This is a genomic window from Fusibacter ferrireducens (genome assembly GCF_015352425.1).
GTDB classification, from domain to species: domain Bacteria; phylum Bacillota; class Clostridia; order Peptostreptococcales; family Acidaminobacteraceae; genus Fusibacter_A; species Fusibacter_A ferrireducens.
In genome coordinates this window covers 193,571-216,737 of record NZ_JADKNH010000006.1, presented here as the reverse complement: position 1 = coordinate 216,737, position 23,167 = coordinate 193,571, and the positions used below count along the sequence as shown (strand labels likewise).

At 38.0% G+C, this 23,167-nt stretch carries 19 protein-coding genes; 18 read left to right on the top strand and 1 reads right to left on the bottom strand.

The genetic code is table 11. From position 1 onward, the window contains the following. Positions 1-145: 145 nt before the first annotated feature. From ortA to ISU02_RS11335, 9 genes are all read left to right on the top strand, one after another. On the top strand, positions 146-457 hold the full coding sequence (gene ortA, locus ISU02_RS11375; protein WP_194701968.1) for a 2-amino-4-oxopentanoate thiolase subunit OrtA: 312 nt from the start codon (positions 146-148) through the stop codon (positions 455-457). Further along, the gene (gene ortB, locus ISU02_RS11370) at positions 447-1,862 is read left to right on the top strand and encodes a 2-amino-4-oxopentanoate thiolase subunit OrtB (RefSeq protein ID WP_194701967.1); all 1,416 of its coding nucleotides are present in this window, start codon (positions 447-449) and stop codon (positions 1,860-1,862) included. The genes ortA and ortB overlap by 11 nt, the downstream gene beginning before the upstream one ends. Positions 1,863-1,935: 73 nt before the next feature. Then, a complete protein-coding gene (locus ISU02_RS11365; protein WP_194701966.1) occupies positions 1,936-2,313 on the top strand; it encodes an ornithine aminomutase subunit alpha in 378 nt (125 codons plus the stop codon). Continuing rightward, complete coding sequence (oraE, locus tag ISU02_RS11360) at positions 2,313-4,535, top strand: D-ornithine 4,5-aminomutase subunit OraE (RefSeq protein ID WP_194701965.1); 2,223 nt, start codon at positions 2,313-2,315, stop codon at positions 4,533-4,535. Before ISU02_RS11365 ends, oraE begins: the two co-directional genes overlap by 1 nt. 213 nt (positions 4,536-4,748) lie before the next feature. Continuing rightward, complete coding sequence (locus ISU02_RS11355; RefSeq protein WP_194701964.1) at positions 4,749-6,131, top strand: GlmL-related ornithine degradation protein; 1,383 nt, start codon at positions 4,749-4,751, stop codon at positions 6,129-6,131. A 1-nt stretch (position 6,132) separates the two neighbouring features. Further along, positions 6,133-7,191: an ornithine racemase Orr gene (gene orr, locus ISU02_RS11350; protein WP_194701963.1), complete on the top strand. Its 1,059-nt coding sequence runs from the start codon at positions 6,133-6,135 to the stop codon at positions 7,189-7,191. Between the two features lie 169 nt (positions 7,192-7,360). Next, positions 7,361-8,809, top strand: a complete 1,449-nt coding sequence (locus ISU02_RS11345; RefSeq protein ID WP_194701962.1) for a sensor histidine kinase — start codon at positions 7,361-7,363, stop codon at positions 8,807-8,809. Between the two features lie 22 nt (positions 8,810-8,831). Beyond that, entirely contained in the window at positions 8,832-9,992 is a 1,161-nt protein-coding gene (locus tag ISU02_RS11340) for an HDOD domain-containing protein (RefSeq protein WP_194701961.1), read from the top strand. Between the two features lie 12 nt (positions 9,993-10,004). Further along, positions 10,005-11,141 (top strand): response regulator, encoded by a 1,137-nt coding sequence (locus tag ISU02_RS11335; RefSeq protein WP_194701960.1) that lies wholly within the window; start codon positions 10,005-10,007, stop codon positions 11,139-11,141. Positions 11,142-11,256: 115 nt separating this feature from the next. Here the strand turns inward: ISU02_RS11335 and ISU02_RS11330 are convergent, their stop codons facing one another. Continuing rightward, positions 11,257-11,913, bottom strand: coding sequence for a hypothetical protein (locus tag ISU02_RS11330; RefSeq protein WP_194701959.1), 657 nt, complete (start codon positions 11,911-11,913; stop codon positions 11,257-11,259). 307 nt (positions 11,914-12,220) lie between these two features. Here ISU02_RS11330 and ISU02_RS11325 point away from each other — a divergent pair, with 307 nt between their 5' ends. From ISU02_RS11325 to ISU02_RS11285, 9 genes are all read left to right on the top strand, one after another. After that, entirely contained in the window at positions 12,221-13,444 is a 1,224-nt protein-coding gene (locus ISU02_RS11325; protein ID WP_194701958.1) for an RtcB family protein, read from the top strand. Positions 13,445-13,460: 16 nt separating this feature from the next. Then, positions 13,461-14,123 (top strand): FadR/GntR family transcriptional regulator, encoded by a 663-nt coding sequence (locus ISU02_RS11320; protein WP_207736267.1) that lies wholly within the window; start codon positions 13,461-13,463, stop codon positions 14,121-14,123. Continuing rightward, positions 14,099-15,457 (top strand): replication-associated recombination protein A, encoded by a 1,359-nt coding sequence (locus tag ISU02_RS11315; protein ID WP_323985037.1) that lies wholly within the window; start codon positions 14,099-14,101, stop codon positions 15,455-15,457. Before ISU02_RS11320 ends, ISU02_RS11315 begins: the two co-directional genes overlap by 25 nt. Positions 15,458-15,708: 251 nt before the next feature. Continuing rightward, positions 15,709-17,094 carry a transcriptional regulator gene (locus ISU02_RS11310; RefSeq protein WP_194701955.1) on the top strand — a complete coding sequence of 462 codons (1,386 nt, stop codon included), beginning with the start codon at positions 15,709-15,711 and terminating at the stop codon, positions 17,092-17,094. Continuing rightward, positions 17,091-17,726, top strand: coding sequence for a response regulator (locus tag ISU02_RS11305; RefSeq protein WP_194701954.1), 636 nt, complete (start codon positions 17,091-17,093; stop codon positions 17,724-17,726). Before ISU02_RS11310 ends, ISU02_RS11305 begins: the two co-directional genes overlap by 4 nt. A 10-nt stretch (positions 17,727-17,736) precedes the next feature. Continuing rightward, positions 17,737-19,428: a sensor histidine kinase gene (locus ISU02_RS11300; protein ID WP_194701953.1), complete on the top strand. Its 1,692-nt coding sequence runs from the start codon at positions 17,737-17,739 to the stop codon at positions 19,426-19,428. A gap of 169 nt (positions 19,429-19,597) precedes the next feature. Then, positions 19,598-20,410, top strand: a complete 813-nt coding sequence (locus ISU02_RS11295; protein ID WP_194702069.1) for a TIGR00266 family protein — start codon at positions 19,598-19,600, stop codon at positions 20,408-20,410. Then, positions 20,410-22,038, top strand: a complete 1,629-nt coding sequence (locus ISU02_RS11290) for a hypothetical protein (RefSeq protein ID WP_194701952.1) — start codon at positions 20,410-20,412, stop codon at positions 22,036-22,038. The genes ISU02_RS11295 and ISU02_RS11290 overlap by 1 nt, the downstream gene beginning before the upstream one ends. Positions 22,039-22,140: 102 nt before the next feature. Beyond that, positions 22,141-23,157, top strand: a complete 1,017-nt coding sequence (locus tag ISU02_RS11285; protein ID WP_194701951.1) for a hypothetical protein — start codon at positions 22,141-22,143, stop codon at positions 23,155-23,157. Positions 23,158-23,167: the final 10 nt, after the last annotated feature.

Sequence of the window (23,167 nt, the reverse complement as noted above, 5' to 3'; positions counted from 1 at the left end):
AGATGACTCAAATGTTATTAAAACAACAAGATTTGAGCCAAAAGCTGTGATGAGGGATGTTCAACCTCAAACAGCGTCAGCGAAAATCGTTTTGAGACATCAACAGGTGACTCAAATGTTATTATACAGAAAGGTGGTGCCCGAGATGCAAATTAAAAAGGGCGATTGGGTCAAAATTCATAGAATTATATTAACCAGTGAGCAAAGAGCGCCTCAAGTGCCGGAAGATACTAAAAAAGTGCCTCTTGAAATGTGGGTTAAAGGTTTTGCACAGTCGGATTCAAAGTTAGGCGAGGAAGTTACTGTTAAAACGATTACAGGCCGATTGGAAACGGGTAAAATTGTTGAATTCAATCCTACTTACTCACATTCCTTTGGTAATTTTGTGCCTGAATTATTACAAATAGGGATCGATTTAAAAGATATCCTTTTTGGAGGTGACGTAGATGAAAGATAATAGCTATCAAGCAGTGATGAGCAGAAGAAATGAAATTATGAAAAAAGCTATTGGGATAGACTACGCAACTTTTGAAAGCGATGGGATTGGCTTTGATTATGAAAAAATGATGCATGAAACAGGGTACACACTTGAGGAAATGCAAAGCATTCAAGGAGAAACCGGTGTGGGCAATACGCCAATTTTTGAACTCAAAAATTTGACAGCACTTGCTAGAAAATGTTCTGAAAAAGGCAAAGGCGCCCGTATATTTATTAAAGATGAAGGTGGAAACCCATCGGGCAGTTTTAAAGCGAGAAGAGCTGCAAATGCCGTTCATCATGCAAAAAAACTAGGTTACAAGGGCGTTATTGCAGCAACAAGCGGCAATTATGGTGCTGCTGTTGCCTCACAGGCGGCAATGCAAGGGCTCAAGTGCATTATCGTTCAAGAGACATTTGATTCTAAAGGTCTAGGACAGCCTGAAATAGTGGAAAAAGCACGTAAGTGCGAGGCTTACGGTGCAGAAGTTGTCCAACTTACAGTTGGGCCCGAATTATTTTATCAGTTTCTTTTGTTACTTGAAGAAACGGGCTATTTTAATGCCTCACTCTATACGCCATTTGGCATAGCAGGCGTTGAAACTTTGGGATATGAACTTTCAATGCAAATGAGAGAGCGAGTGGGTAAGGACCCAGATGTGGTCGTTTGTACGAATGCAGGCGGTGGTAACCTAACAGGTACAGCAAGAGGTTTAATCAAGGCTGGAGCTACAGATACTGTCGTTGTGGGTGCCTCTGTGGATTTATCAGGTCTTCACATGGCAAGTGACAGCCAATTTAATAAAAAATCATTTACAACAGGACACACGGGTTTTGGATTGCCATTTGCGACGTATCCAGATCGCTCGGATGTCCCGCGGTCAGCGGCAAGACCTATGCGTTATATGGATCGCTATGTCACTGTAACACAAGGAGAAGTGTTCTACATGACAGAGGCACTTGCTCAGATAGAAGGCCTAGAAAGAGGTCCTGCAGGTAATACTTCACTTGCGGCGGCTTTCAGCATTGCACGTGAACTCGATGAAGATCAAATCATCATCGTTCAAGAGACAGAATATACTGGTGCGGGCAAGCATATTCAACCTCAACTCTCATTTGCGAGAGATAATGGCATCGAAATTAAATTCGGCAATCCAAAAGATCAAATTCCTGGTGTGAATATCATTTTACCCGAACATCCAAGTCTCATTCAAGCCATTGATTTAGACATGGAAAAAATACGTAAATCAGTGGTAAAAAATGCAGTTCAAAATAACAATGTCAAATCTGTCTCTAAAGAGGATATTCAGTTTTTAATGGATGAGACAGGAATGGATGAAGCGTTTGTACTCAGTGTATTAAGGGAACTTGAAGTTAAATTTTAAATCACATTTTTCTAATTTTTATATTTTGAAGCTTAAATCTCATGCGGAGATAAAAAATAAGGAGGATCATTCAATGAAAGGCTTTTTAAAGAGAGAAGATGACTTTCAACAAAGAAGAGTACATCTAGCAGATCTCACAGATGAACAGCTCAAAGAACGTTTCTGGAATCTACTGGAGGAAGTTGTTGACCCGTTACTTGACTTGGCAAAAACGCACACATCACCAGCGGTGGAAAGATCAGTACTACTCAGAATGGGATTTTCTAGTCTTGAAGCACAGCCTCTAGTAGATGGCGCTATAGACAGGGGATTAATAGGCCATGGGGCTGGACACGTGGTTTACAAAGTGGCTCAGGCCAAAAATCTTGATATTAGAACAGCAGGTCTTGAATTGATCGAAGGGAAACACTGGGATGATGCTGTGACAATGTTCAAAGGAGGGGTAAAATAATGCAAAAGCTGGATATCAACAAGAAGCTCGATGTAAAAGAAATATTAAATGACCTTGAGCATTATGTACCTAAAAGAAGGGGATGGGTTTGGAGAGAAAAAAGCGACAAGCAAGTTTATGGCCCTTTCACTTACTCAGACATGTCTACACCTCTTAAAAATTATATTGCAGGTCCTGCATCTCAATATTTTAACAACATAGATCCACAGCCTAATAATACAATCACAACTGAAATCGCCTCAGGTCGATTTGAAGATGATATTAGACGTATGAGGATGGCAGCTTGGCATGGGGCAGATCACATCATGGTGATCAGAACCGCTGGGCAATCGCATTTTGATGGCCTTATAGAAGGTACACCACAGGGAATCGGTGGTATTCCAATTTCAAGAAAGCAAGTCAGAGCGCATAGAAAAGCACTGGACCTAATTGAAGAAGAAGTCGGCAGGCCAATTAATTACCATTCATACGTGTCAGGTGTTGCTGGTCCAGATGTTGCAGTTATGCTTGCAGAAGAAGGTGTAAACGGGGCACATCAAGATCCACAATACAACGTGCTTTACAGAAACATCAATATGGTGAGATCTTTTGTTGACGCTGCTGAATCCAAAAAAGTAATGGCATGGGCAGACATGGTTCAAATTGATGGCGCTCATAATGCAAATGCAACGGCTAGAGAAGCATGGAAAGTGATGCCTGAATTAATGGTTCAACATGGAATCAATGCACTTTATTCGCATAAAGTGGGAATGCCTAAAGCCAATATTTCTTTATCAACTGTACCGCCAACATCCACACCAGCACCTTGCATGAAGCTGGACTTGCCTTATGCTGTTGCCCTTAGAGAATTGTTTGATGAGTACAAAATGAGAGCTCAAATGAATACTAAGTATATCACCTCTTCTTCAAGAGAAGCCACAGTGACACATGTTATGAACATGCTTATTTCAAGAATGACTTCAGCGGACATTCAATCCACAATTACACCAGACGAAGGCAGAAATGTGCCTTGGCATATGTATAATATTGAGGCTTGTGAAACCGCTAAACAAACCTTGACAGGACTTGATGGGTTAATGGAGATGGTAGAGCTTAAATCTGAAGGGTATCTCAGAGAGCAGGCAAGAGAACTGAAGGAGAGAGCTGTTTTATACATTGAAGAAATTTTGGAAAATGGCGGCTACTTTAACGCTGTTGAAAAGGGATTCTTCGTGGATTCAGGCATGTATCCAGAGAGAAATGGAGATGGTATCGGTCGTAAGATCGATGCTGGCGTTGGCGCAGGTTCAGTTTATGAAAGAGCAGCTGATTACTTTGCACCGGTTACAGCACATTATGGCCACAATAACGTGGCTCAATATGATGAAGCAGCTGAAAAAGATCCTGCAAGGTTAATAGACGGCTGTACTTTTGAAAAGCCTGAAAAGATCATCTTTATAGATGAACTCGATGAGACGGATAACGTGAATAAACGCTTGGAAGAGACCGAAAAATATAGAGGTGAACATGGGGAATCACCATTTGTTAAACCAGAGGTTCAATGGCTTGGAGATGGTGTTGTCACTGTAGACCTCGTTATTCCATTGGCAGCAAGACCTTCTCAATACGCAGCTTTAGAGTTTGCCAAAAAAATGAACCTCAAAGATGCAGAAGTGATCCATGTTGAGGCGCTTCATCCATCGGAGGGGACAAGAATACAAGTTAAAGGGGTTCTGGATATGGATCTCGACATGAGAACGGTTGAAATTCCACCGGAACCAGAAGTGATGAGTGATGATGAAATCAGAGCGTTAATAGAGGCACATCCAGTTAAAATCGTAGCGGGCACAGTGGGACAAGATGAGCACTCCGTTGGTCTTAGAGAAGTTATTGATATCAAACATGGTGGTATTGAGAAGTATGGCATGGAAGTTGAATATCTTGGGACAAGTGTACCTGTTGAAAAACTAGTTGATGCAGCCATTGAACTCAATGCAAATGTCATTTTGGCATCAACCATCATCTCACATGACGATGTCCACTATAAAAACATGAAACGTATTCATGAATATGCAGTGGAAAAAGGCGTAAGAGATAAATTTATTATCTGTGCTGGAGGCACTCAGGTAACACCAGAAATTGCAAGAGAAAACGGTATGGACGAGGGCTTTGGGCGTTATGACAGGGGTGTTAATGTCGCAACATTTATCGTAAAAAAAGCAAAGGCACTAAGAGGTGAATAATCGCAAAAAAACATTTGAGTCATCTTTCGATGCCTCAAAACGATTTTCGCTGATGCTGTTTGAGGGTGAACATGCCTTAGCACAGCTTTCGGCTCAAATCTTGTTATTTTAATCAAGAGAGAGAGCGGTTTGCGAACCGCTCTCTTTCTTTACACACGTGCAGGATTGAATGTATGAGTTAGGCGAGTTATAATGTGAAATGGTGGTGAAGAAATGAGAGTGGATTTACTAGTTGCTGAAATTGGCAGTACGACAACTGTTGTCAACGCCTTTGATGGTATTGATACGTCAAATCCCGTTTTTATAGGACAGGGACAAGCGCCAACTTCGGTGCTTGAAGGCGATGTCACAATTGGACTTCACAGTGCTGTGGCAGATTTAGCAGTTTTATTAAAAGCGGATAAGATAGAATACAGTAAGCTTCTAGCGACCAGCAGTGCCGCTGGCGGCTTAAAAATGACTGTTCACGGTCTTGTCTATGATATGACGGCTAAAGCGGCAAAAGAGGCAGCGTTAGGAGCTGGAGCCAATATTCATATGGTGACGGCAGGGAAGCTCAGGAGAACGGATCTTCAAAAGATAAAGGCGATAAACCCCAACATCATTCTGATTGCAGGTGGCGTGGATTATGGTGAACGGGATACAGCACTTTACAATGCTGAACTCATTGCTAATCTCGACATGGATGTTCCTGTATTATATGCAGGCAATATTGAAAATCAAGAAGAAATAAGATTGATTTTTGAGGAAACGGGGAAAGAAAAACAGCTTTATATTGTCGAAAACGTCTATCCTAAAATTGACCTGTTGAATGTTGAGCCCACACGGAAAGTGCTGCAAGACATTTTTGAAGAACATATTATTCATGCACCAGGCATGGAACATATTCGGGAAATGGTATCAGGCACAATCATACCGACACCCGGCGCCGTTATGGAAGCTTCAAAAATGTTACGAGAGGCAATTGGTGATCTCATTACAATTGACGTTGGCGGCGCAACCACAGATATTCATTCGGTAACTGCTGACAGCGATGAGATTTCAAGGATATTGATTGCACCTGAGCCCTTGGCTAAGAGAACGGTTGAAGGAGACCTTGGCGTCTATATCAACATGAAAAATATCGTTGAAATGATCGGCATAGAAAATCTTTCAAAAGAATTGGGAATGTCCATAGAAGCCATTGAAAATTTGATGGATACCCATGTCCCTATTCCTGAGAGCCCAGATCAAATTATATTCGTTGAGAGGCTCGCCAAAGAAGCGATTGTTGTATCTGCCAATAGACATGCAGGTGGATTCAGAACCTTATTCGCAGGAGGTGGCAAGAAGACTTATGCTGAAGGCAAAGATTTAACAAGCGTTAAGTTTATCATAGGGACTGGTGGTGCTTGTACGCGCCTGCCCAATCGTGTGGCATTACTCCATGAGATCACCAAGAATCATCTAGGCGATAAACTATTGCCTAAAAATGAGACGCAAATTTTAATCGATAACGATTATATTATGGCTTCATTGGGGGTACTTTCAAAAGAACATAAAGCCTCTGCGTTGCGGCTTTTAAAAAAATCTCTTAAAATAGATAATGAGGTGTAAAATGTATCCAAGACTGGTTATAGATCGTCAAAAGATCAAAGAAAATACAGCGCTCCTAGCAGAAAAAGCAGCTCGAATGCATATCGACTTATATACAGTATCAAAAGTTTATTGTGGCATTCCCGCTATCGTTCAAGCGTCCATCGATGGTGGCGCAAAAGCTGTGGCTGACTCAAGACTGGAGAACTTTGAGAAAATGGGTGCGATAAATTGTGATAAGGTACTGTTGAGACTACCGATGCAATCTGAAGTGGATCGTGTGATAGCCCTATGCGACATCAGCTTAAATTCAGAAATTGAAACTATAAAAATGCTCAATCAAGCAGCTGGAAAAATGTCAAAGAAGCATCGTGTGATTTTGATGATAGATCTAGGCGATTTAAGAGAAGGCATCTTGAAATCGGATGTGGATGAAACCGTAAAGGCTATTATGGGCATGGAACACATTGTTTTAGAAGGCATCGGCGTTAATTTAACATGTTATGGCGGCGTGATACCAGGACCAGAAAATTTAGGTGAATTGGCATCTATTGCCGAAAAAATTGAAAGAGAGTATGGCATAGCGTTGAATGTTGTATCAGGAGGCAATTCAAGCAGTTTGTCTTTGATCGATAATGGTAAAATGCCAACCAAAATCAATAATCTCAGACTTGGTGAAGCCATTGTACTCGGGAGAGAAACCGCTTATGGCAATACTATTATAGGAGCACATGAGGATGCTTTTGTCCTTGAAGCTGAAATTATTGAATTAAAAATGAAAGATTCTATGCCAACTGGAGAGATCGGTGTGGATGCTTTTGGCAATAAACCCAACTTCGTAGATAAGGGTAAAATGTTGCGCGCGATTGCGGCAATAGGTAGACAAGATATCAATCCAGAGGGTTTGACACCCCTAGACGAACGCATTGAAATCATAGGCGCATCAAGTGATCATATGATTATGGATTTAACTAAAACGGGATCTTCTTATCAAGTGGGGCAAATCGTTCAGTTTAGATTAGATTATGGGGCGATGTTGAAGGCGTGTACCTCTGAATATATCCATAAGATCATTATATAGATCATGTAGTGGTTACTTTAATATAACTTAAAGAGCAATAAAAACCTGTATATCCTTTATATTTAGATGAATACAGGTTTTTTTTGCGTTCTAAAAACCGACCTGATAATGGGTTTGTCTTTTTATTTTAAGGGTATATATTTTTTAGAAGATCTAGGAGGAAGTCTATATGGGTTTATCGAATTGGGTTTGGGCTAAAGAGCAATCACATCGTTTAAGTGAAAGCCGTGTTGAAACTGGTTTTTTCGAATATTGCGTTCAGTTGGAAACAATATTTGGCATTTTTGATAAAAGTGGTGATTTAGTGGTTAGCAATAAGGCTTTTGATGATTTGATCAATAAGCATTCTGCTTGGAAAGCACACTTAAAAAAAGAGATTCTTTTAATGAGAAATTTGGGCAAAAAAGAGGCATTGCTTGAGTTCGTTTTGGAATGCGATCCCCAATCGTTCGATCCTCAATCGTGTGAGCCCAAAGCATATGAGCCAGTAGAATTTGAGCCCAAAGCATATGAGCCAGTAGAATTTGAGCCCAAAGCATATGAGCCAGTAGAATTTGAGTCCAAAGAACATGCCCTCCGAGAACAACGCTTTAATATTTTGTTAAAGGAACAACTTGTTGAGGATGAAACGCTATTCATGTGTCAAATTGAGGAGGTTACGGAAGCGCACAATTTGGAGAATCTTATTTTGGACATGAATTATCAGTTGACACAGAAGATTAAAGAAATAAACCAAGCTCAAATTAAGATTTTAAATCAGGAGAAATTAGTAGGGATAGGGCAACTTGCTGCGGGAGTAGCACATGAAATTAATAATCCACTGGGATTTGTGAAAAGCAATTTTAAAATTTTAGATGAATACTTTAGAGAGATCACGAAATTATTGATTACATTGAAAAATGAATTTGTCACTTTTCAAAGTACTTGTGAAAGTGCAGACATATCCAAAGAGATGGCCAACTTCTTTGAACAAGTCGAGCATACTGTTGCAAACAGTGACTATGATTATATTATTGACGACTACGAAAGTTTATTTCAGGATACGAGTGTTGGGCTTGAAAGAGTCGAGAAAATAGTAAACGGACTCAGAAAGTTTTCTCGAATGGATCACATGACCAATTTTGCTAAATATAACATCAACGAAGGCCTTGAAGAGACGTTGATGATTGCCAATAATGAGATCAAATACGATGCTAAAGTGATTAAAGACATGCAGTATGTGCCGCTAACTTATGCAATCGTGGGGGAAATCAATCAAGTATTGCTGAATATTTTAATCAATGCAGTACATGCGATTAAAGAGAGAGGTAAAAACTTTAAGGGGATTATCAAAGTCACAACTCGGAGTGATGAGAAATATGTTTATTGTGAAATCATGGACAACGGCATGGGCATTAAAAAAGAAGATCAGGAGCGTATTTTTACGCCTTTTTTCACCACAAAAGAGGTTGGATTGGGAACAGGGTTAGGCATGAGCATTGCGTATGATATAATAACAAATAAGCATGGGGGAGAGATCAGTTTTATTTCTGAATACGGTATGGGCACTACTTTTAAGATAAAAATTCCGATTCGTAAAGTAGATGCTGATACTGTTGATGAATATTTGAATATATAAGCTACAAAAAGGGGGAAAGCGGATGAGGAAAATATTATTTATAGATGATGAAGCCAATATTTTAAGGTCTTTAAAACGACTTTTCAGAAATCTTGAATATGAGTGTTACTACGCCGACGGGATCAATGAGGCGATTAAAATATATCTATCTCTAGATTTTATTGATATGTTGGTTACAGATATCAAGATGCCTAATTTTGATGGTATCAGGCTCTTAAAAGTATTCAAAGAAGCTTCTCCTAGAACTATAAGGGTGGCTTTGAGCGGATACGCTTCTGTGGACAGCATCACTGAGGCGGTCAGTAAAAACCTTGCAAAGCAATATTTTTATAAACCTTGGAATAATGATGAAATTATCAGTAGTATTCGTAAAATGTTTTCACTGGAGGATGAGTTTGAGCAAGTAGACTTGTTTGATAAAGTTCAGAATTTTGAAAACGTGAAGACGTTGCCAAGGCTTTTTGATCGCATTAACATGTTAATTCAAAAAGACAAGAGTATTGAGGAAATTTGTGTCATAATAGAAGAAGATTTAGCGATTACATCGAATATATTACGGCTTGCTAATTCCGCATTTTATCAGGCTAAAACGGGTAATTTACAACAGGCTGTCATGTACATTGGGTTAAACAATTTAAAGCAAATCATTTTGTCTTATGAAATTTCACAGATGAAAGAGGCCTTGATTAAAAGCGGCGAATCCATTTGGAAACATGCTGCAAGAACCAATAATATCTTTTATGATCTCTATGAAAAATATTATAAAAAGAAAGTCCCGTCTATTGTGGGAACTGCTGGTTTGATTCACGATATCGGTAAAATTATTATGCTCCAAATATTTGAAAATGCCTATTCAACAGAGGTTTTACAACAAGATATCAGTGATGGTCAAATTACTGTTCTTGAAAGATCACTTTTCAAAATAGACCATGCTGTTGTTGGTGGATACTTTCTAAATTGGTGGGCTTTCCCAATGGAGTTGATAGAAGTTTGCATGTATCATCACAGACCTTTGGATGAACATATCATCCACAAGGAATTGGTAGCGATTGTGACTTTGTCCACATTTATTGAGAAGAAGGAATATGAGATTTTGGGTTCCAGTTTTTTAGGCGCTCTGGATATATTAAAAATAGATTTGGATTATTTAAAGCCCATTATAGAAAAATATGAAAATGAGTAGCAGGAGGACCAGATGATCGATTATAGCAAATATAAAGTCCTTATAGTAGATGATGAAGTTGAAATATTAAAGGCGCTTAACAGAGGGCTGAGAGCGGAGCCGTATGAGACCTTTTTTATTGAATCTGGACAGAAGGCGATTGAACTTTTCGCAAAAGAAGAAATTGCGGTTGTGGTTACAGATATGAGAATGCCTGGGATGAATGGGCTTGAATTGCTTCAATTCATCCACAAGATGAGTCCGGATACTGTCAAAATTGTGTTAAGTGGTTATACGCAATTGCCTCAAATCCTTGTGACTGTTAACAAGGTCGATATCTATAAGTTCTTAACCAAACCATGGGATTTAGATCATGAGCTAAAAGTTTATATTAAAGAAGGCATTGAACTTTACCATGAAAAGCACTCAAAAGAGACCAAAGAGCGTTCGCTGGAGAAAAAAAATGAACTCTATCAAAAACTATTGACAGAAGGCTATGAAAAAATAGACTATTTTCTGAAACTCTTTGAGGAAATTATTAAAACGGTCAATTATCATCATCAGTTAGTGACAGAAGACGTGATAAAACTTTCCGAAGAAATGGATGCATATATTTCTAATGAGGGAGAAGAGGATCACGTTAAAAAAGAGGGTAAGGAAGAGCTGTTTGCAACTCATATGAAGAAAATGGACACTAGGATGGGTTACATCAATAAGGTTTTTGATTACTCAAAATTCTCGTTAAGAGTGTTTGATGTAGATGATCTTGTGGAGTATTTTGATAAAAATTATCAACTTGGTGAAATAATAGAAATCCATAAAGAGAGTAGACATGATCCTTATTATGACAATTTCAAACAGATTACAGGGATCATTGGTGAAATTTTAGGACATATCAAAAGCAGTGATTCAAATATTGATCACATTGTGCTCAAATCGGATTTGACAAATGGCAAGCACATATTGATTTTTAAGATTGTATGTGAAGAGACGCAAGCACTGAGTGATTTTGTAAATGAATTTGGAAAGTTCGTGAGCATTGTCATAAAATGCATAGGCGGCGTATCTGAAATGGTTCCTCGAGGGGGGCTATATCATATCTCAATTATTTTTGTGGTTAAAGAGAAGACCGATGATTTTTTTATGATTAAGAGCAATGAAATGAAGTGAATTATTTTGTAGGTAAGACAATGAAAAATCGATACACTTAGTTGGATGAGGTGTATCGATTTGTAATAAGTAAAGTTATTCAATTATTCTATGAAATGACACTTTTATAGGTGCTTCAAACAGAGGCTGATGATTTTGAAGCCTCATCAGGGTCACTCTCACCATTTTGCCATTCATCAAAGCCTGCCATAACCGCGTCGTAAGTTTTCTGACTGATTTCAGGAAGTTTTCCTCCAAAATGTTTTTTAACTTCCTCATAGCTGGTTTTAAAAGACTCTCTTAACATCTCAACCTTTGAAGGGTCACCATTACTGATTGCTTTGGCAAAATCTAAAATACGCTTAGAAGTTGCTTTAACACCCCAGTAGCCATCTTCAGAAATGTTTTCTTGAGCTTTGGCTCTCGTTTCAGCATCAATTTTTACTTCAACGGTTTCACCTTGATCTAATTTGCCTAAGATCATATTGGCATTTAGACCCTGCTTTTGAAGCATATCTCGAATCATTTCTTTAAAGGAGTCGCTTTTTAAAGACATCTCTTTTTTCATTTCGGCTATTTTTTTGGCATCAAATTTATAAGTATTGTTGGAGTTGAGCTGTTCTGCGCCGATTTCTAATGAATCGTTGATGTAAAGATCTTGTTCTTGGGAAATTGCTTTTTCTGTTACAGAGGATTGAACTTTTGCTTTATAATCCCCCTTGGATGATTTTGAAATGGAAGCATTAACACTTTCCATTTTTGAGTATTCGTAAGATTTAACATGAAATTCCATAATTATTCCTCCTTGAAATCATAGGCATCCTTGCATAATGATGTATCGGCTAAAATGGAAAAAAACTTTAGAAATAAAGTTGAGCAAACGCATAAAAAAAGTACATAAATCTGCTAAAATTATATAAAGTGCCAATATGAAGTAGCTGACTGGAATAAATCTGAATTTTGAAAATCCATTGCAATCATGATACAATTGAGCTGATATCTACAATGCATCTAATGAGAGTTGTTTGAGTGGTTTAAGGGAATATTTGAGTTGTGAAAAAAGCGTTCAGAATTTTGTAGTCAACTTAGGATGTGATAGAATGATTGAAATTAGTGGGAAGTATAACAAAGCCATCGTGTTTTGTGATGAAATTGAAGAAGATGCAAAGAAGCAGATCAAGAGTGTCTGTGACTTATATATTTTTAGAGATCAAAACATTCGCATTATGCCCGATTGTCATTCGGGAAAAGGGTGTGTCATTGGATTCACAGCGCAAGTTCCAAACCAAATTGTACCCAGCCTAATTGGCGTAGACATAGGCTGTGGCATGATGGCAGTGGCTTTAGGGCAAAGAGAAATTGATTTTGAAAGTTTAGATCAGTTTATCAAGGCCAATATACCAAGCGGTTTTGAAATTTATGATGATCTATCCGTTGAAATAGAAGCCAATTTTGAAATAGAACTTGAGAAAATTTCAAAATTAACCCATTCTGAGGCCAAAAAACATATGCTCTCGTTGGGCACTTTGGGAAGCGGTAATCATTTTATTGAAATTGATGTGAATTTACAGGGTGAAAAGTATTTAGTGATTCATACTGGCAGTCGAAATTTTGGACATCAAGTGGCGACGTTTTATCAGAGAAAAGCGATGCATTACTGCGAACGCACTAAAAAGAAGCTCAAATTAGAAAGAGAACAGGCTCTTAAACGGATTCGCAAACAAAAAAATAAGGCTTTAGAAAAAGAAGTGCTCTCAGAATTTGAAGAAAAGATGGCGCCCTATCATGTGTCTAATGCATTGGCTTTCTTAGAAGGTCAAGATCGAGAGGACTATCTTAGAGATATGAAATTTGCTCAAAAATATGCTTCGCTCAATCGGACAATAATCGCTCAAAAGATCTGTGCCCATTTAGGGACTCCCTTTGAGTCGCTTTTTCACTTTGAAACCGTGCATAACTACATTAATTTTGAGGATATGATGATTCGGAAGGGTGCTGTGAGCGCACAGAAAGGTGAAAGATTAATCATCCCGATTAACATGAGGGATGGGGCAATCGTTGCAATTGGAAAAGGCAATGAAGCTTATAATTATTCAGCACCTCATGGTGCAGGGCGGTTGCTCAGCAGAAGAATGGCCATTGAAAAACTCTCTCTTTCAGAATTTCAAGATGAAATGAAGGGCATTTATAGTAGCAGTGTTACAGAGAGGACTTTAGATGAAAGTCCAATGGCATATAAATCAATTGAAATGATTTTGAAGTATATTGAAGATACTGTTGACGTAGTGGAAATCATTAGACCGCTTTACAATTTTAAAGCGTAAATTCAAGGGAGTGCATATGATGTATCAAAAAAAACTGCTTTCAGAAAAAATTGTTGAAAATATAGTAGATTTAATTGTTAAAGGGCTGTTTAAGCCAGGCGATAAGATGCCTAACGAATTGCAGTTGTCAGAAGAACTCAATATTTCAAGAGCAACACTGAGAGAGGCTATCAAAACACTTGAAAGTCGAAACGTCCTCGAAGTCAAAAGAGGCATCGGCACTTTTGTTGCAGAAGTCCCTGGGTTATCTAAAAATCCATTGGGCTCTGAGTTTATAAACCTTTCAGCAAATCCCACGATCCTATTTTCAACAATACAGTTTCAAGCTTACCAGATGATGTCTAGACTTAAAGGGATCACCCCTCACAATCTTCAAAATATTTTAGACCAGCACGGTGTTCAAAATTTTGAAGAAGTGACGATATCGGCATATTATACGGCTGTGTTAACCTGTATTGAAGCCGTTGCTAAAATACTCGATGACGAATTGAGCTATCGGCTGTTGATTGTGATGCATCAACTCTTATTAGAATACTTAGAACCCTTGAAGATCACCGCAAATGATGCGTTGAGAAAATATTACTTGAATTGGCAAGATGCTTTTTTAAATAAAGAAGTGGAGACACTTAAAATGACATTTAATGAGATTGTGAAGTGGACTTTGGAGAAGGCGGTTTAAAAATGGACTTATTTGATTTAATGGCTAAAGAGAAAATGGAAAAACAAGCGCCTTTAGCAGAACGTATGAAACCTGAAACGCTAAATGCTTTTTTTGGACAGGAGAAGATCATCGGAGAAGGTAGACTTCTTTCAAAGTTGATACAGACGGATAGATTGAGTTCAATACTCCTCTACGGTCCCCCTGGAAGTGGAAAGACGTCACTTGCAAAAATTATCGCTAAAAAGACGGAGTCGGAGTTTATCAGCTTAAATGCAGTAACTTCAGGCGTTAAAGATATTAGAGATACGGTGCAGCTTGCAAAGGATAACCAAAAACTTTATGGGAAACGGACCATTCTGTTCATTGATGAGATTCATAGATTTAATAAGAGTCAGCAGGATGCTCTTCTCCCTTTTGTGGAAGATGGGACGGTTATATTGATAGGCGCAACCACTGAAAACCCATATTTTGAAGTCAATAGTGCTTTGATTTCAAGATCCTCTGTGTTTAAACTTGAAAAACTGGACAGCGAAAGCATTTTAAAAATTATTGATCGGGCGCTTTCTGACATGGAAAATGGTCTAGGGATGTATGATATTGATATTTCAAATGAGACTAAAAATTATATTTCTGAAATGGCAGCAGGGGATGCCCGACGGGCACTTAACGTCTTGGAACTCGCTGTGTTTTCTCAAGATGATTTACTTGGAAAAATTAACATCACACCAGAAGTAATTGAAGAATGTCTTCAAATGAAATATTTGGACTATGATAAAAATGGAGATAATCATTACGATATCGTTTCGGCATTTATTAAGAGCATGCGTGGTTCTGATCCCGATGCGGCACTTTACTATTTGGGGAAGATGATATACGGTGGTGAAAATCCGAGATTTATTGCCAGAAGAATTGTAATCTGTGCAGCTGAAGATGTTGGCAATGCAGATCCCATGGCGTTGGTTGTGGCCAATAATGCAGCACAGGCAGTGGATTTTATTGGGATGCCGGAAGGCCGTATTTTGCTTGCACAAGCGGCAACATATGTGGCCACAGCACCAAAATCCAATGCGGCTTATTTGGGGATAGATGAAGTTTTAGAAGACCTTGCAAATCATGATACAGGTAAAATCCCCTATTATCTCAAAGACGGTACTTCGTTGAAACTTGAGCGCAATTATAGCGGCGACTCAACTTATCAAAAGTATCAATATCCACACGCCTTTGAAGGGCATTATATCAAACAACAATATCTGCCGGATCAGATTAAAGATAAACGCTATTACAGACCAACGACGTTGGGGTATGAAGCTACCATTAAGGCTTATCTCAATCGGACTAAATATTCGGAGTGACCGCTTAAAAAAAATATTATAGTTGCAGCTGAAAGCTTACCATTGAGTTGCCATTAGAAGCGTATCGTTGCAGTTAGAAGAGATTGAAGCAAAGTGATGGATTCATCGTTTTGGGAACAGTCTCTTTTTTTATGGCAATTACAGTAGGCGTTCCAGTGACTTGAGGCACTTCAATTGGTCTACTGGTTAGTGTATAATAAAAGACATATCAGGTTAGAGGGAATCAATAATTCAATGGGAGCCAATAAATAATGAGCGATGGAAGATATTATACCTATTATCAGTTTTTTAATATCGTTTTAGTGACTTTTCTGACAATGTTTGTGGTGGCAAGTGTAACTTATAGCTATTATAGGCTGAGCGACAAGCAGAACAAAAGGTACGCTTATATTCTTTTTTCATTGATCACTATTTTTGCTATTTTACATACAATTGAAGGCGTAATGCCCAATTTGATTTTAGCAAGAACACTTCGAAATAGCGAAAGTACAATTTTAATTGTCTTAATGAGTTATTATGTGCTGGAGGCTATATTTATTTGGTGGGGTGCTCTCTTTAAAGGTAAAATTTCAAAATCTCTAAAAATTTTATTAACAGGAATTTATTGGGGAGGTATTCTCATTTTATGGATGAGCGACTTGATCCTAGAAGACTACATGTTTCATCAAGCAACGTATAGCATTTTATATAAGATAATCGTCTTAGCACTTTTAATGGTCTATATCATCTCCAGTGTGAGCAAAATGATGGTTCAAATGCGCGATCTCGGACCAAATCCTAAAGGGGGCAATGAAGTAATTGCAATGATGCTGAAAATATTTTTTTTAAGCCCATTGCTGATTTATACGTTGGCTCTATTTAAAAATAGCACCCGCTTAGATTTTTTTGAAATCATGATAGGCTTTGGATATGTTTTTTTCTTGAATTTAGAGTTGTACACGCAGGATGAATCCGGCGTGACAATGCACGTCTTTGATAAGATGGGTGACATGAGTTTAGATTGTATTTTTGTAGTCGATAAGGTGGGTAAAATACTCTATAAAAATAACTCTTCTCAAAATTCTAGCTTTTTTAAATCAACTGAGGGTATGAAAATGACACAGGTACAAGATCTTTTTAATGATGAAATTGTGATCAAGTCCAATCATCTGGGCAGAGAGTACATCGTTCTGAAACACAATGATCAAAAACACAATGATCAAAAACATTATTTTGCTTTTAAAACTGGCGAACTTAAAGATGCCTCAAAAGTAATTGGTAAGATTATAACCATCACTGAAATAACGGAACTCATTAATTTGTTACATGTGCTTGAAGAAAGACGAGAGGTTTCTAAAGCGGTAAATCAAAGATTAAAAAAACATGCACTGGTGGTCTATCGCCTTGAAAAAGAAAAAGAAATCAGTGCGTTGCTTGAAGAAATTATCAATTCTAGAGAAACACAAATGAATGTTTTATCACAAATGATTGACCGCACTAAGCGTAATATAGATACGCCTTTTTTTGAAACTTATATAGAAGATTCGATAAAAAAGAGCAACACCATCTTGGAAGATGTGAGAAAGACCGTCTCTAACTATAGGGCCTATTACGGTGAAGCGCTACTGACTGAAGCGACAACAGGGAGGTATAAATGATAAGATTAATTCTGGTGGATGATCAACTTTTATTAAGGGAATCCATTGCTTATTTACTTGAAAATGATGAGGCAATAGAAGTGGTGGGCATGGGTGAAAATGGTGATGAAGCGGTGAAGCTCTGTGAAACTTTAAATCCCGATATCGTACTCATGGATATTGAAATGCCAACAATGGATGGTGTGACTGCAACCAAAATAATCAAACAAAAATACCCTCACATTAAAGTTGTCATTTTGACCACTTTTGAAAATCCGGATAATATCATGGAGTCCTTTGTCAATAATGCGGATGGATACATCGTAAAAAATATCAGTCATAAAGACTTAACACGCAGTATAAAATGTATCTATAATGGTCTCACAGTGATACACGAAAGTGTCAAAAAAATTATGGTGGATCGATTTAAAGGGCTCAGTAATTATAAATCTCAATATCAAGATATTTTAAATGAAAGAGAGATTGAGATTGTAAAATATATTGCGGCGGGTTATAGCAATAAAGAAATCGGTGCGCTGATGTCTTTTTCACAGGGTACCATTAAAAACAATGTGAGCAAGATACTCGAGAAACTTGAATATTCAGATCGAATGCAAATTGCTATCTTTGCAATAGAAAATGGTATTGTGTAGGTGAAAAATTGTGACTAGCGTTGGAGGAAATCGTATACTTACAATTGTTCTGTGGAACTATTTTGCGCTTATTGTAAATGTAGCTGGATTCGTAGTGATCTATATGAAGACAAATAAGAATGCTGCGTTGAGAGCGTTTTTTGTGGTGCAAACTTCTATGATCATTTGGCTTGTTGGAAAGATTTTTAAAACGGTTTCCCCCATAGTAGAGCTCCGTTGGTTTTTTATTGTGCTCTATTATTTCGGCATATGTCTTCTAGGTGCCAGTTTTTTAGATTTTGCTTATACTTATTACAAGGGCAGACCTATGAAAAAGAAATTGAGAATGGTGATCTATACCATTGCGATTTTGGAATTTGCACTGGTTGCTACAAATCCCTACCATTATAAATTCTACAAAATATTTAACTTTAGTGAAGATGATTTTGGCGTGCTCTTTTATGCATATGTCGTTCTCAATTATCTGTTTATGATCACAGGAACTGTTTTATGCAGTCGCAAGTTTAGCAATCAACTCAAAGACAAGAGCAGATTGGAACGCAATCTCATTGCTTTTGCCATTTTATTGCCCCTGGGGTTTAACTTGATTTATATATCCAGAGTATTGGAAAGTTTTTTTATAAAATTGGGGATTGGTGACCTCATATTTGATATTACCCCCATTGTATACACTTGGTCCTTGCTGATCTTTGTCTATGCGACTTTCAAATATGAGTTTTTTGATTTAACGCCTATTATGAAGCATGAAATTGCAAGCAGATTGGATAATCCCATATTGGTCCTCAATTCAAATGCAGCAATATTGTACTCAAACGAGCAGTTTGACAATCACTTTGATCTATCAGAAATGCAGCAAAAAATAGCGATAATGACTGATGATGAATCAGAGCATAATACCGTGATCGAGCACAATGGGCGTGTTTATAAATATTATGTCAATACGCTCAGGCGTTTTACAGGCAAGCGTTTTATCATTGCGTTTACAGATATTTCGTCACATCAATATGCCAAAAATGAACTTGATAAAGAAAATAAGCAGTTGGAAATTGCCAATAAAAAGCTAGAAGAGCAGATTATGTTGTTAAAACAGACCTCTCATGTGGGTGCCAGAAGCTATATTGCACGAGAATTGCATGATATTTTAGGTCATTCATTGGTCATTACCATTAAACTATTAGAAGTGAGTAAGATGTTTTACAGAAACAATAGGAATCGTGCAATGGAAAGTTTAGATAAGGCAAGCATGGCAATCCGTGAGGGCTTTAATGAAATGAAGAGCATCCAAACTAGGGATAAAAAGGAAATTTATACAACTGCAAATTTAGAAAGAGAACTTAGAAATATGTTGAAAGTTGTCAATATTAGCGGTGTTAGTGTTACTTTCTTTTTACGAGGTGTAAACAATCGATTAGAAGAGAAGGTATTTGATATTGTGAGAAAGGTGACGATAGAATTAGTGACCAATACGTTGAAACACGCCAAAGCCACCAAATTATTGCTCTCAGTAACTGTCAGCGATGATCAGATCATACTGCAAACGATGGATAATGGTGTGGGTACAGTGGCACTTGTCAAGGGCAACGGTCTTATCGGCATAGATGACAGGTTGTCACTCGTTGGAGGAAAGGCAAAATATACACACAACAACTTAGAGGGTTTTTCCTCGAATATAGTCATACCCCTTAAAAGCGCATTACTTTAGACTCAGATTTAGTTCTGGGTCTTTTTTATTTTTATATGTGAGTTGGCTAAAAAAGAATGACTCGTGGGCCAATGTAGAATGACCACTGGTGTATACCTTATTGGATGTAAAAAAAGTAAACTTAATTTGAGGATATATTCTCAAAAATCTAAGAAGGGGGGCTTTAATGATGGCAGGAGCTCGTAAAATGGATTACTTATTGTATGGCGATGATATGCAATTTGTGGAGATCGAACTCAATCGTTCAGAAGGCGTACTCGCAGAAGCAGGGGCAATGATGTATATGGACGACAAAGTCCAGATGGAAACCATTTTTGGAGATGGGAGCAATAAAGGGCATGGTAAAGGTTTTATGGGTAAGCTCATCGGTGCCGGAAAGAGGGCTGTTACAGGTGAAGGCATCTTTATGACTTTATTCACCAATCGCGGTGAAAGTAAAGCGCATGTGGCTTTTGCTGCGCCGTATCCAGGTAAGATCATTTCGGCAAATTTAGCAGATTATAATGGCTGTCTAATTTGTCAAAAGGATGCCTTTTTATGCGCTGCAAAGGGTATTTCAATAGACATTCACATTCAAAAGAAGATTGGCGTTGGTTTTTTTGGAGGAGAAGGGTTTATCATGCAAAAAATAGAGGGCGATGGCATGGCCTTTTTGCATGCAGGAGGTACAATCATAAAAAAAGAATTACAGGCTGGAGAAATACTTAAGCTGGATACGGGATGTCTTGTTGCCATGACATCTGGTATAAATTATGACGTGCAATTTGCTGGAGACATAAAAACGGGTATTTTTGGAGGAGAAGGTTTGTTTTTGGCGACTTTACAGGGGCCAGGGTTAGTTTGGCTTCAATCGCTACCTTTTAGTCGAATGGCGGATCGAATTTATTCAGCGGCTAAGAGTGGGCATAAAGGCGAGACAAAGGGATTGAACAATCCACTAGAAGAACTTGCAGGTATTGCTAATTTACTTGGGAGGGACTAATGAAAATAGCTAAGCGCATTGGCGTTGTTGTCATTATCATATGTGTGATGTTGGTTAATTTGGGGTGCAAAGGCGACAGTGAAAGTGGTTTAAATGTTGGGACAAAGGTTGCAACTGTCACAATAAACGGACCACAGCAGGAGGTGACCCTAGATAAAAGTCAACCAGAGCCAACACAAAGTCAGTCTGAATTGGCTGTATCTATTCCTATTACCGATGAACCGCTAAAGTTTGCCGATGTAAAATGGAACTTCGACATGGCTAAAATGACAAAAGCTTCGGAAATGGGATTTGAGTCACCATTGTCTGCTATTGAAAAGAGTGATTATGAACCCAATATAGAAGACGTAATTCAATACGATTCAAGTTTATCAGATGAAGCGCTCTATCATGCCATGAAGTATAGAGGTGTAGAGGGGATCGAAATCATATATGATATCGATAAACTGACCTGGAACGATTTTTTTGGAGACTTGGATTACAGCCAGTATGAGTCTGTAAAGACAGTTTGTTTAAAGCATGACAGCATCTATGAAGCCGAGATCGTAGATGAATATGAAAAGTATTTTAGATATTATGATGATGATGAAGGCGTGTACTATGAAGTGTCTGAGTTCATGATGGGTAATTTTACAGATCCAGATGCAGTGTTGACAAAGAAAGTCATGGGCAATGCCTGTTTTTATAAAGGGCTTAGTGAATTGAGTGCGCCTACCTATAATCCATTTGTTTTGGAAAAGGGAGAAACCGTATTAAATTGTAAAATCACCACTTTGGAAGGCGAACCGGTAGTCTATAGAGCAACTGAATTGGACGGTCAATTGTATGAAGAATGGATATCCATTAAATATGGCGTTCTCTTGAAGCAGCTTATATTTGATCAAGAGGGGTTATTAAAGAGACGTATCATTTCAACAAGTGTTGAAAACAAGTTCATCGAAGATACTGTATTTTACAGACCTGATGATGTTAAATTTAGAGATATTACCTTATTTGTTTTTTCAATGACAGGTGGAGATACAAAGACGCTTGCAGGTGCCGTTGAAAACACAGTTCCAAAAGAACCACATGCAATGATGCTTCAATCGGATGTGGGCGGAAATATAACGATTTATTCGGGTGGCCTCAAAGAAATGACGTTGGATAGGCCTTTATATCTCACTCGCAATAAAAGTATGAATGGCGATGAAAGAACAATTATTCGATATAGAAGTGAATCTGATTTTTACACAATATGTCCCGAACTCAAAATGGCAGAAATTTATGAAAAGTCATCCTTAGAATTGAGATGCTTTGATTTTGAAAAAGTGGGATTATACAGTGTAAAAGATGAGAAAAATGTTAAAAGTTACACATTTTATGATAACCATGTGGATTCAGTCAGCGGCATGATTCGCTTTTATGAATATGTGATTGATAAAGCTCAAAATAAAATCATAGCGGTCAAGATCTACAGTAAAGAATCATTGACTGAGGATGTGATCGATGGCGCAATAATCACATACGAAGTCGTAGGGATTGGTGAAATGGATGAGCTTCTTTACGCAATGCCATCGGATTACAAAATAATAGATCATGGTGATAATAGTAATAATGATGGCGAAAACATGCCGTTTTGGTATCCGTGAAATTTGGTATTCATAAAAATGGATGCGCTTTTAAATCGTTAAGTCTATAAGACGCCAAGTCTTTGAAAAAAACTTAAGAAGATAATCATAGGAGTTGTGAATATGAAAAGTCAAATGATTAAGATATGTGTTCTCATGTTTATATCCATTTCAATAGTTGGGTGTTCCAATCAAACTGAGAAAGCAAATGCAGAGAGCACACCAACGGTTAAAGAAATCAGCAATGAAGTCGCAGAGGTTGTTTCCGAAGTGAGTAAATTGTCTCAAGATATGGATGAGGCTGAAAAACTGCCAAATGGCGATGTTGTAGGATGTGGAGAAGCCTATATTCAAGGTGATATGAAATACAGCGTTATAGGTGCTCGTTTAGATGAAGTGGACGGAAGCAAATATCTTGTTTTAAAGATGGAAGCTTATAATGACAGTGCTGAGAACTATAATTTCAGCGCAATGATGAACTTGGGAATGGTAAACTCAAATGGTCAGGAAGGCTATTTGGATATTATGTATCCTCACTACGAGGTGGATCTCCTAGATGGCAATATTTTAAGTGGCAATAAAATCATCGGTGAAGCGGCATTTGACATCACTGAAATACAATCTGATGCATATATTTTAAAAATTGGTAAAATGATGGTGCTCAGTGATGCCATTGAGGTCACTGGCAGTGATATAGATGTGACTTATGATGCTGTATTCGAAAATGGTGGTGTTAAAAGTGATTTTACAGTGGGAGATACCGTTGAATTTGAAGGCGTGAGCATCACTTTTGATGGCGTTAGAATAGAACCCGTAAATACTTATGATTCCAATTATGATCAACCGGATATGGGCCTCCTTGTACTGGATATGACCATGGAAAATCAATCGGATGAAGCAATTGAATTTACAAGTGTAGGAATGTTCAGCACCATTAGACAAGTTTGTGCAGAGGATGGCAGTGAGCTTGAATATGAAGGTTACAGCTATGGCAATAGATTTCCAGTGGAACCGGGAGAGACCAGAAGCGAGACCTTTGGACTCTACTACAGAACAAGTGATCATAATTTTTATATGACGATAAACCCAAGTGTTCAAGAGAGAGAAAAAGTGAAAATTGGTACTTTTAGTTTAGAGTAGAAAGGCAGGA